The organism is Enterococcus sp. MSG3299 (assembly GCF_050555765.1).
Taxonomy (GTDB): Bacteria; Bacillota; Bacilli; order Lactobacillales; family Enterococcaceae; genus Enterococcus; species Enterococcus faecalis.
On record NZ_CP187869.1, the window covers coordinates 2,199,667 to 2,211,705 of the forward strand.

The window sequence follows — 12,039 nt, forward strand, 5'->3', positions numbered from 1 at the left end:
AGCACATAACCAAATTCCCGGACTTGACTTGGTTCAAGTACATATGCAGGCGAGCTATTTGATAGTTCCCTGATAAAAATCGTTTCGACGATTTTGCACATAGCACTACCTTTCTAAAAGCTAAAAATTATTTTTAGCTAGAAAAAAGACAACCGTTTGAAACGGCTGTCTTTTTTTTAATAAATTAACCCAAGCAAATCTTCTTTTTCGATATTTCCAAAGTATTTTTTAACGTCAATTTGATCAATGGCTTCTTCTAAAGAAGCTTTATCATATTTCACGCCGGTTAAAATATCTTCAACATCTTTAATTTCACCAAGCCCAAAGAAGTCCCCAAAGATTTTAATTTCTTGAATGGCACCATCCGCCACATTCATTTTCATTTCAATTGAGCCAATTGGAAAACGATGGCGACGTTCTAAGTTAAATGCAGGTGATTTACCATAATTCCAATCCCAATTGCGATAGTATTGCTCTGAAATTTTGTTAATAGCCGCCCAGTCTTGATCAGTTAATTCATACGTTTTAACTTGGTCGATCGAATCTACGCCGAAAATTTTCAAAAGAATTTCTTGGCGGAATTCTTCCGTTGTCATCTCTTGTTTATCTTCAGATAAAAATGGTTTAATGTTTGTTACCCGTGAACGAACAGACTTGATACCTTTAGATTCGATTTTATCTTTCCGTACTTTCAATGTATTTACAACTTCATCAATATCACTATCAAACATTAAGGTTCCATGTGCAAACATGCGGCCGTTGGTAGCGTACATCGCATTTCCTGAAAACTTCATATCATTAATCACTAGGTCATTGCGCCCTTTTAATTCGGCACCTTCAACGCCTAAGTCGTGCAATGCTTGAATAATTGGTTGGGTAACTTTCGCAAAATCACGGAAAGAGTTGCCGTCATCTGGCATAATAAAACTAAAATTCAAATTACCATGATCATGATAAACGGCGCCGCCGCCACTTAAGCGACGAACAACATGAATGCCGTGCTCATCTACATATTCTTTGTTAATTTCTTCAATTGTATTTTGGTTACGGCCAATAATGATTGACGGCTCGTTAATGTAAAATAAAAGGATGGGCTCATCTAAAGGCATTTCTGTTAACAAATATGTTTCAATTGCTAAGTTCACTCGTGGGTCATTATTTTCATTCGGTACAAAAATCACAATCGGTTCTCTCCCTTGGTATAGTTACTTTTTTAAATCTCAACTGTTAAATCTGGTTGGGCTAATGTCACTGGAATTTCCGTTCCAGCATAGTTTTGCGCTTCTTCCCGTAGTTGTTCCAATGACCCATGTTGTGGTAAATGGGTCAACATCAATTGTTTGACTTGTGCTGCTTTGGCAATTTCACCCGCTTCTCTTGACGTAAAATGTGCATGATGTCGTTCATTACCTTCAAATAAGTACGTATCCGCTAAGAATAAATCAGCGTCTTTTGCAAAGTCTTCAAAACTTGCTAAGTAACCAGAGTCTCCTGTAAAGACAAAGACTTTGCCAGTCGCTTTTTCAACAATCCGCATCGCGTAACAAGTGACAGGATGAATCGTTTCCATGAAAGTAATTAAAAATGGTCCTACTGCCAACTCTTCTGCTTCAAAATACTCTTTCCCTTCGGAAACGTTAGGAAGCGTTAGTTCTTTGAAATGCATTTGATCTTGTGTATGGCCATATATTGGCAAAATAGGCGTCGGTTCCAGCGTTGGATAAAGCTGACGATAATATTGTAAAACACCTAAATCTGCGATATGGTCATGATGATAATGTGACAGAATGACAGCATCTAATTTCAATGGATCTAGATAGTTTTCTAAACGCACTAATGTCGTACTGCCTGCATCAATAAGCAAATGAAAGCCTTCAGATTCTAACAAATAGGAACTCGTTCCTTCTCCTTTGTATGGATAAGCACCTAAACAGCCTAAGACAGTCAATTTCATGTGTGGACAACCTCCTTCAATACGATACTTCCATGTTACCATAAAATAACGGAAAAACGAGGTTAAAACGCTTAAATTTTCACAAAAAGACCAAAGAAAAAACCTGAACCCTTTGTCGAGATAACGAAGGATTCAAGCTTCTATTTTATTCTTCGGCTAAACCTTTTTCTTCTAAGGCAGTTTGATAAAAACTAGCTAACGCTACATAGTTATAAGGAATCACCCATAATAGACCGATACCAATAGCTAAAAAGCCCACAATATACCAACCAATAAAAGAAAATTGTAAACATAAATATTGCCAAAAACGATTTTTCATTAAATATAACGCCTGTTTCAACGCCATCATAATTGGCAGTTCTGGATTATCAAAACGTAGCCACACAGCAAATTGAAAAACGCCACTCACAAATAAACCAATTAAAAAGATCAAGATAGTGGCAACACCAAACGCTAGGAAAAAGGAAAAATCATTTAAGAAAAAGGTCTGAATTTCCTCTGGTGTAACTGTATTAAACATCAATTTGAAATACAAGGTTGTCCCTGCTCCAAATAAAATTGGTAACAAAAATAACAAACCAATTACACGTTCAAGTACTTTTTGAAGTAGGTTGACCACAAATAGCGGACCATAATATTTTCCTTGAAAAACACTCATTAAAATATTGACCCGCACCTTTTCACCACGCAACACCTTCAAGGCTGCGTAATATAGCGCATAACTTAACGCGAATAAAACAAAAATTTGCAGTAGTACTGCGGCAAAACTACTTTGAAAAACTTGATTTTCACCAGAAAATAAATTTTGCACAATCGATGTTAAGAAGCTCTGTAAAACCACTCCTAAGAAAGTTAACCAAGCCATGATCCCCCATTGCCCATCAAGAGCTCTGCGAGCATTGGCACGATGTTGCGAATTTGTTACTAAACTTTTCATTCATTCCATCCTTTCTGAAACTAATAACTAGTCAATTTAGCGACTGTTTCTTTATCTAGACGTTTCACCACTTCTGTGACTAATTTGACTGTGTTGAAATAATCATCTTCATGAATAACTGAGGTATGTGAATGCAGATATCTAACAGGCACCGTGATGGCTAATGATGGAATCCCATTGCGTGTTAAATGCATGCGACCAGCATCCGTACCTCCCCCTGTAATCACTGTATATTGGAAGGGAATGTTATTTTCTTCCGCCACTTGAATAACAAAATCACGTAATTTTTTATGCGGAATCATCGATGCATCATAAATCAAAATTTGTGGTCCTTCACCTAAAACAGAGTCGGCTTCTTTAGGTGTCATTCCTGGTGTGTCACCAGCTGTTCCTGTGTCTAAAGCAAACGCTATGTCTGGATTCACAAGATGCGTACTTGTTTGCGCACCGCGTAGCCCGACTTCTTCTTGCACATCACTGCCTGCAAATAAAATATTGGGGTGCCCTTCTGTCGCTAAATTTTCTAAAACTTTTAATGAAACGGCCGTACCAATTCGGTTATCCCACGCTTTTGCCAATAAAAATTTTGTATCATTCATGCGACGATAGTCAATATATGGTGTCACCATATCCCCTGGATGAATCCCCCATTCTGCAACTTGTTGATCGCTACTTGCACCAATATCAATAAACATATCTGCAATCTCATAGGGTTTGTTACGAACTTCCGCTGTTAACACATGCGGTGGTTTAGACCCAATGACACCATGGTAAACCTTACCAGTCGTGGTTTTAATCTGAACTTGTTGGGCCAACATCACTTGCCCCCACCAACCGCCAACGGTTTGAAATTTTAAAAAGCCTTTTTCTGTGATTTGGGTAACCATGAAACCGACTTCATCCATATGCCCAGAAATGTAGACTTTTGGTCCTTCTTTATCACCAACATTTTTTGCAATAATACTGCCAAGGCCATCATATAAAAATTTATCCGCATACGGTGCTGCATACTTTTTAAATAACGAACGTACTTCGTCTTCATTCCCAGCAATCCCTTTAGCACTTGTTAAATCAATTAACATTTTTTCTTCTTTTGCATCCATAAAAATAACTCCCCTCAAAAACCAATTTTATCCATTATACCACGAACTAAAAAAATACTTACAAAAAATAAATTGAGCAACGTTCTCCACTAAAAATAAACGAAAAAACAGCCTGCACGCTCGTTATTCAACGGCAGGTACAGGCTATTTTCATTGTTACGAAGCGCTTCTAGTCCGCTTCAGATAATTGGTACTTGATCCATCTTGCCTTCTTAAAATTGAGGTAAGACCAATGGATTTTGTTGTTGCCAATCTGTCTGATAAAAACGATCATCAATTTGATACGCTAACTTTTTAGACGCAGGTTGTTTCATAAATTCATCTACTTGACGATCAACAGCGAGCCAACCACGCCAACCTAAATGAATCGTGTCCGCCATAAAGTAGCGTTCATTACTACATGTTGAGAAGTCAGCAATGTTAGTAAAGCCTTGCTCTTGAAGTTGATATTTCAGCTTGCGTGCTACTTGTTGCAACATATCTTGTGACAAGCCCGTATAGTCCGACCAACGTTTGTTAACAGGTGGGATTACAAATAAAACATCGACATTTTTTTCTGCTAACTGTTCTAACGCAGCTTGGAAATCACCATATTCTGGAGAAAAACGATAATCCCATTTCTTTTGTGAATGAGCTAATTTCGGTAAAACTGGTTTAATCCGTTGGCGATAAAAACCGTTACTAATTTCAAATTTATTATTATTAATGGCTTTTGCCGCAATTTTTCCAGCTAGCTGATCTAATTCATTAAAATTATAAGTAGCAGGTAATTGTTTCATATCTTTTTCAACAATTGGTTCTCTGCTAACCATGCCAATTTGGCTAAACAATTCATCTTCACGATTCAAGAAACGGAGATTCATTATAAAATAATCTCGTTGAGAGCGTTGGGGAAGTTGCCCTGCCTGCAGATTTGCCAAGGTTTCCATTAAGACTTTGTCTTTTTGAACAACTGGAAATTTGGTCAAACGTTGTGCTAGATATTGGTCACCGCTGGTTAATTCGGTTAAATTAGCTAACCATTGATAGGTTTGTAATTGTGAATAGTGTGCACCAAAACTATCATTAGGTACACCCTTTTTGACAAACCATTGCGGAGATAAAATAAAGACCGCTTTCTTATTGGCAATCGCATCGCCCATCGAATGAATGACCATTGCTTGGGTTAATGACTGTGTGCCCGCTTCTCCTAGTAAAAACGGTCGGTAGTTCCGTTGATACTTTTCAGAGAGCACACTAGGGTGGAAAGCACTAAATCGACTTAATTCAGAAGAGCCAAAAAAAGGAACATATTTACCAGAAGCCACTGCTTTGTTTTTAATCACATTGCCTTTTAAAACGTTCGGTGCCATTGACGTTGATGCTTCCTTCAACGTTTTTTCGGAAGTTAAATTGATTCTGAACGGTGCAAAAAAGAACACTGCAACCAAGACCGCTGAACAAAGCACTGGACCTAAGATTCTGATTAGTCGTTTTTTTCTAGACATTATTGTAAAGCTTCCACTTGTTGAATGATTTGTTTTGGTGTTCCCCATACTTCACGGTCAAAGTCTGATACAGGAATTTGGATTCCTAATTGTCCTTCAATTTCTACTAATAATTGAACCGTCGCTAAAGAGTCCAATAATCCTTCTTCAAATAATTGAATGTCTTGATTGTTCACAACTTCGTCTGTTCCTGTAATATCTTCTAAAATGTTTAATACTGTTTCTTGAATGTTCATTGTAAATTGCCCCTTTATATTTTTATTTTTGTTTATTTAAACCATAGTTTGTCTAAAAATCCTGAGAAAATCAGGAAGCTGACACAAACCGCTTGGAAAGTTAAAAAGACTGCAAATGCATGTGTAAATTTGTTTGATGGTATCTTGTCTTTATGTTTTTTCTTAAAACGTAGCCAAGCATCTGTTACACAAATTAGTGTTGCATGGTAGAGCCCATAAGCGATGTAGAACCACGTTAATCCATGCCAAATGCCCATGATTAAGAACAACGCAAAGTAACCAATATTAGAAGTCACAATCCGACTTTTAAAGACTTTCTTTTTCATTAAGAAAAACATTAAGCGCATGTAAATGTAATCACGGAACCAAAAAGATAAGGTCATGTGCCAACGATTCCAGAATTCTTTAATATTCCAACTTAGGAACGGTTTGTTAAAGTTCATTGGTGTATCATAGCCCATTAAATAACTTGTGCCAACGGCCAGTAAACTATAGCCTGCGAAATCAAAGAATAGATACAAACTGTAATTATACATATAGCCGACTGTCCACCAGGATAAACCACCTTGTGCCAAGGCCATTTTTTCCACATGTGGTAAAAAGACACCACCAAGATAATGACTGATAATAAACTTATATAAAAATCCTAGAAATAAATAAAAAATTCCTTTTTCTAAAAAGTCTAAATATTTCTCCGCACTCGGCGGGTTTTTCAAATCTTTTTCAAAGCGCCGATAACGATCGATGGGTCCTGAAGAAATAGTCGGGAAGAACAAGAGAAACTGAATGTAACGAAACGGATGATATTCTTTCATTACGCCATCCCGTAAATCCATGACCACTTGGACCGCTTTAAAGGTTAAATAAGAAATCCCTAAAAAGCCAAGTAAGGTTGTTTTGCCTGTCATGAAGGGAGAAACTTTCACCCAAACAAGCGGTAATATAGCTAAAAAGACAGCCAGATAAAAGACCCAACCTGCATTTTTATTTTTTCGATAAGCCGCATAGCCCCACGTTAGTAACGTCTGATAAATAACATATACAATCAGAGCGACTCCTTGTTGCCAAAATTCGCCACCAAAACTGATATATAGAAAGACCAATGTCACGAGCGTTTGATACCAAGGCCAACGTGTCCCTTTAATGGCTAAGGTTAAAATCATTGGCAACAAGGCCGCAATTAGCAGAACGAAGTAATACGGTGCATTATAGGGAATCATATGAGGAAAATTCATCATGTGGCATTCACCTCATTCATCAACCCTTTCCGATCAATTTTGCCATTACTTGTCAAAGGTAATTGTTCAACATATACAAATTTTTGTGGAATCATATAGTCCATTGTCAACGTGGCTAATTCTTGTTTAATTGCCTTAGTTAATTGAAAATCACTTGAAAATTCATGTGCTTGCGGAACGACATAGGCAATTAATTGTTGGACTTTATTTCCTTGATATTTCGGCACAACAACTGCTTGTTTCACGTAGGAAACATTCGTTAAGTGATGATCTACTTCTTCTAACTCAATGCGGTAGCCATGCAATTTAATTTGAAAATCTAAGCGTCCTTCATACTGCAATAGGTTATCGACTAACTTTCCAGCATCGCCTGTGCGATAAGCTGGTACGCCATCTAATTGGAAAAAAGCTTCAGCTGTTTTCGCAGGATTATTTAGATAGCCTTTGGAAACACTTGGTCCAGCAATGACGATTTCACCAATTTCACCTGCAGGTAATTTTGACATGCCTTCCATAATATAAATTTGCGTATCCTCTTTCACATACCCGATTGGTAAACGTTGGACACTTTTTAAAACTTCTTGAGTGATTTCAATGGCACTAATCGCTACAGTCGCTTCTGTCGGCCCATACGTATTATAAATATGCGCAGTTGGGAAACGAGCGGCTAATTTCTCAGCCGTTGGTTTTGGTAATTCTTCTCCACAGAACAAAAACGTGCGCAGTGCTGGTAGATGTTCACCATCGAAGCTTGGTTCCATTAGACACAATTCAATAAAGGACGGTGTTGAAACCCAGACGTCGATTGTTAATTGTGGCAAACGCGTAAATAATTGTTTAAAATCGTTAATGATTTCATTGGGTAACGGAGTTAATGAGCCGCCTAACGCCAATGCGGGATAAATAGACATCACCGATAAATCAAACGAATAAGGTGCCTGTGCTAAAAAGCGGGCCCCTTCTTCTAAACCAAAATCTTGCAACAACCAATTCGTAAAGCTAACTAAATTATCATGGCTGATTTGCACACCCTTTGGTACGCCAGTTGTCCCTGAAGTGAAAATGATATAGTAATTACTTGCTCCTGTGACAGGTATTAACGCAGGCGCATGCCGAGGTGCATGCATCATCATTTCTGTTAATTCTTCCGCCGTAATTACTGGCACTTCGGTGGCTAACTCAGGCCATTCATGCACAGCAATCACTGCGGTTGGTTTGGCTACGTTTAGAATTAGTTCAATGCGTTCTTTTGGTGTATGTGCATCAATGGGGATATAGCTAAAACCAGCTTTCGATGCGCCTAAAAAACTCACAATCATTTCAAAATCTAATTCTCCGTATACGACAATCGCTGACTTGTCCGTTTTCAGCTCAGCTAAATAAGCGGCTAGATTGTCTGACTTTTCTTTTAACTCTCCATACGTAGAGACTTTTTCTTCGGTTAAATAAACAGGACGTTGGGGTTCTTTACGTGCCCATTCATCAATCGTTTGAATCATATTAATTACTTTTTCCATATATAGCCGCCTCCTTAAAACTCGTTATAAATGAAGGTTCCTCCATTGATATTCTTGTAATGATAAAGATAAATTAATGCAATGACAATGAAAGAATAAAATAACGTTTTACCGATGAATTTAAGACTTTCGTTATTGAGAATTTTCTGAAAAGTTGTTTTCATTATCATTCACCTCCTAAGGTTAATCGCTATCCATTATTTTATGCTATATTTCAGCAAAGTCCATTGAAATTTCTTACAATTTAATAAAAAAACTAACAATTTCGTCACTTCTTAAATTTTCATGATTTTCATAAACGGAACTCTCATAATTTTTTCGCATAAAGAAACTGTAAAAACCGCTTCACAACGGCTTTTACAGTTTTTTAAAAATGGATGTGTCGAATCATCCGCGCATAAATGGCAGACGTTAAAATATAAAAAATTAGATAAACAATTATTAAGATTCCACAAGAAAGATATACTAACAAATATCCTGGACTCTTAATAAATTGGCTTAGCAAATAAATGGCAAAGGTAGTATGCAAAATCCCAATGACCATCGGCGGAAAGAAAATCAAACTATTCTGTCGATAAATTTGCTTAGTTATCGCTTTACTAGAAACACCCATCCGTTTTAAAGTCACGTAATCTTGACGCTCACTTACAGCTGAAAAGAGTTGTCGTAACATCAAAATACTGCCCGTAATAAACAACGCTAAAATTGCCACAAACATGGAGACATATAAAGTCAAGCCGTTAATTTTTCGTTCATAGCGTAAAGAGGCGTAGCGATCATTCATATTTAGCCGCCAAGTTTCTGTGACATCATCTTGCGTATTCTTTACCTCTTCGTTAGGCATTTGTTTGGCAAAACCACTCAACTGCTGGTTATTTTTTTCATACTTATACAAAATTGGCGCTTGCCATTCTGTGGCAATCTGTTTATTTACGGCTTCATAAAGTTTTTCACGGCTTTTCGTGTCAACATTTACGGCGTTAATCTGATACTGAATGGAATTTTTTGTCACTTTCTGATAAAGGGCATCGGAAACGACAATCGTTGGTAAGGAATATTGCAATAAAAAATTGCCTAGATAGTTAGGCAGCACTTGTTGCAGTTGTGCCTTCTCTCCTTCAACAAATTGCAGTTTCGATTCATAACGAGACATACCACTTAAAATATTGGTAAAGCTATCCATATAGATAACACTTTGGTCATTTTTTAAATGTAAATCGTTTAAATAAGGATTAATTTTTTGATAGTTGCGGTAATTTGAGAAGGATAAAACATTAACTGCTTCAATCGTTTCTTGTTCCTCTTGCGCTTGACCAATTCGCAAACTGCGTTCAATTCCAGTAATTTTATAAGAAAGTGTCACTTCATTTTTTATTTTGGTGTCCTTCGCTTCATCGAGAACTTTCTTCAATTTAGGATAGCTTTCCTGTGAAACTAAAAAGTCCACGGGGCCATCACTGTTGACCGTGTGCATACTAATCGTATACACAAAAACCATCACGCCGATCCCACTCAAGGCTGTCGCAATTAACAAGGTCAAACCAGTGAGTGTTTTACTACTTTTAAATAAGTAGCGTTTGGCATTGCCTAAAGTAATCATACGTAAATCTTGGTAATACCATTTTTTTCTATGATTAAATAAGCGAATGATAAAATACATGGTATAACGGAAAAATAAATAAGTTCCCACCACACAGAGACCCAAAATGATAAAAGGCGTCAATGTAATAATCATCGGAATCGAGATATCCAATGAATCATTTAATTGTTTATACACAATACCTGTCGCTAAATTCCGAAAATCAAACGCAATAAAATAACCAGCCAGTAAACAAATAGGTCCTAAAATACCTAGAAACTGCCGCCGTTTCGTTAAACGACTATAATTAATTTGACCAATTTTTTCTTGGTGCATAAGCTGTGATAATGGATAACGATAAATCATCCAAATACTTCTTAAGCAGACAATCAAAATCATAAATGCAAAAGCTACACCGGTTTCAATAACGGAACGCCAAGAAATATAGAAGAAACTGGGGACTTCTAAAAACATAACTTTGGCTAAAATCATTGAAAACAACTTGGTGAAAATCACTCCTAAAATAATTCCATTAATTAGTGAAACAAAGCCTAAAACTAAATTTTCTACTAAAAAAATTAGTGAAACTTGGCTCTTTCTCAAGCCAATTAATCGATACAAGCCAATTTCTTGGCTACGTTTTCCTATAAAAAAACGATTTGCTGCCAACATAAAGCCCAAAATAATAATCGTGACTAAGGTACTACCGAGTCCTAAAGATCGCTTAATTTCGATATCACGGCCTGCACCTGCGACAAGAGGCTGGTTGTAAGCAATCGCACGGAAACAATAATAAACGACCGCTGCAAAAGTCATACTAATGTAATAAACCAGATAATTAGGTACATGAGCTTTTAAATTTTTTAATGATAGTTTAAAAATCATTTGCGCGCCCGCCTCCACCAATCGTTGCTTGCATATCTATCACACGATTAAAAAATTCCTTACGTGATCCTTGACGAACAACTTCTGAGAAAATCGCACCGTCTTTAATGAACAAGATGCGATTACAAAAACTGGCCGTGTACGGGTCATGTGTCACCATCAAAATTGTGGCATCATCATGTAGATTAATTTCAGTTAAATATTTCAACAATTCTGTTGCTGATTTTGAATCCAGCGAGCCAGTTGGTTCATCTGCAAAAATAATTTTAGGGTTCGTAATCAAAGCACGAGCAGCTGCTACCCGTTGTTTTTGTCCCACAGATATCTCTGGTGGATAAGCAGATAAAAGCTCCTGAATCCCCAAAATCGAAGTCACATGTAACAAACGTTTATCCATTTCTTCTAATGAAACTTTTTCTACAGCTAAAGGCAACAGAATATTGTCCTTCACATTTAACGTATCAATTAGGTTAAACGATTGAAAAATAAACCCCATTTCGTTTCTTCGAAAATCACTTAATTGATTATCTCGCATTTTTAAAATATCTTGTCCGGCGATGCGCACGATCCCTGCGGTCGGCAAAATAATCGAGGATAAGACATTCAACAGTGTCGATTTCCCAGCACCGCTGGGACCCATAATCCCCACAAATTCGCCTTCATCAACGGTAAACGAAATATTATCTAATACTTCTGTTTTATTATTTAAACGACCATATGTCTTGCTGACATGGTTTACTTCTACAATTTTTTTCATTTTTCTCGCTCCAACGTTTTGTTATTACTCTTATTTTACCAAGAAAAAATCTGAATGAACATCGTTTTATCTTACAATATCGTTCGGTAGTCAAAGAATAATTGGCATTTCGTGAATAAATCCGCAAACAATTATTATTTAATAATTGTTATTTTTTAGTGTTGCTTTTAGCAATTTGGCAAAAAACTCTTTGCTGTTTTTTAATTTGGACAAAGAATTTTTTTCACACAAAAAAATTTGCTCAATCCTTTTCTTCATTTGTTTTCATATTTTTTCAAAACAGCACAAGCACAATATATAGTGTTTGTCTAGTGATATTTTACTAAAAATACGCAATATATCGATT

The 12,039-nt window shown here is 36.7% G+C and carries 11 protein-coding genes; all 11 read right to left on the reverse strand.

Translation table 11 applies throughout. The annotated features are described in order from the left end of the window. Positions 1-176: 176 nt before the first annotated feature. The 11 genes from IGL23_RS10640 to IGL23_RS10690 all read right to left on the reverse strand — a co-directional run bounded on the left by IGL23_RS10640 (position 177) and on the right by IGL23_RS10690 (position 11,693). On the reverse strand, positions 177-1,181 hold the full coding sequence (locus IGL23_RS10640) for a lipoate--protein ligase (RefSeq protein ID WP_002356394.1): 1,005 nt from the start codon (positions 1,179-1,181) through the stop codon (positions 177-179). 32 nt (positions 1,182-1,213) lie between these two features. Next, positions 1,214-1,954: an MBL fold metallo-hydrolase gene (locus tag IGL23_RS10645; protein ID WP_002356393.1), complete on the reverse strand. Its 741-nt coding sequence runs from the start codon at positions 1,952-1,954 to the stop codon at positions 1,214-1,216. 145 nt (positions 1,955-2,099) lie between these two features. Beyond that, the gene (locus IGL23_RS10650; RefSeq protein ID WP_002362504.1) at positions 2,100-2,891 is read right to left on the reverse strand and encodes a DUF975 family protein; all 792 of its coding nucleotides are present in this window, start codon (positions 2,889-2,891) and stop codon (positions 2,100-2,102) included. A gap of 20 nt (positions 2,892-2,911) precedes the next feature. Then, a complete protein-coding gene (locus IGL23_RS10655) occupies positions 2,912-3,994 on the reverse strand; it encodes a M42 family metallopeptidase (RefSeq protein ID WP_002367214.1) in 1,083 nt (360 codons plus the stop codon). A 212-nt stretch (positions 3,995-4,206) separates the two neighbouring features. After that, a complete protein-coding gene (gene dltD, locus IGL23_RS10660; RefSeq protein WP_002356390.1) occupies positions 4,207-5,481 on the reverse strand; it encodes a D-alanyl-lipoteichoic acid biosynthesis protein DltD in 1,275 nt (424 codons plus the stop codon). After that, on the reverse strand, positions 5,481-5,717 hold the full coding sequence (dltC, locus tag IGL23_RS10665) for a D-alanine--poly(phosphoribitol) ligase subunit DltC (RefSeq protein ID WP_033594412.1): 237 nt from the start codon (positions 5,715-5,717) through the stop codon (positions 5,481-5,483). Before dltC ends, dltD begins: the two co-directional genes overlap by 1 nt. Before the next feature lie 32 nt (positions 5,718-5,749). Next, positions 5,750-6,955, reverse strand: coding sequence for a D-alanyl-lipoteichoic acid biosynthesis protein DltB (dltB, locus tag IGL23_RS10670; RefSeq protein ID WP_002382500.1), 1,206 nt, complete (start codon positions 6,953-6,955; stop codon positions 5,750-5,752). Beyond that, a complete protein-coding gene (gene dltA, locus IGL23_RS10675; RefSeq protein WP_002359445.1) occupies positions 6,952-8,472 on the reverse strand; it encodes a D-alanine--poly(phosphoribitol) ligase subunit DltA in 1,521 nt (506 codons plus the stop codon). The genes dltB and dltA overlap by 4 nt, the downstream gene beginning before the upstream one ends. A gap of 14 nt (positions 8,473-8,486) precedes the next feature. Beyond that, positions 8,487-8,636, reverse strand: a complete 150-nt coding sequence (locus IGL23_RS10680; RefSeq protein ID WP_002356384.1) for a teichoic acid D-Ala incorporation-associated protein DltX — start codon at positions 8,634-8,636, stop codon at positions 8,487-8,489. A gap of 203 nt (positions 8,637-8,839) precedes the next feature. Continuing rightward, a complete protein-coding gene (locus IGL23_RS10685) occupies positions 8,840-10,936 on the reverse strand; it encodes an ABC transporter permease (RefSeq protein ID WP_002384061.1) in 2,097 nt (698 codons plus the stop codon). Further along, positions 10,926-11,693, reverse strand: a complete 768-nt coding sequence (locus IGL23_RS10690; RefSeq protein WP_430619650.1) for an ABC transporter ATP-binding protein — start codon at positions 11,691-11,693, stop codon at positions 10,926-10,928. Before IGL23_RS10690 ends, IGL23_RS10685 begins: the two co-directional genes overlap by 11 nt. Positions 11,694-12,039 lie beyond the last annotated feature (346 nt).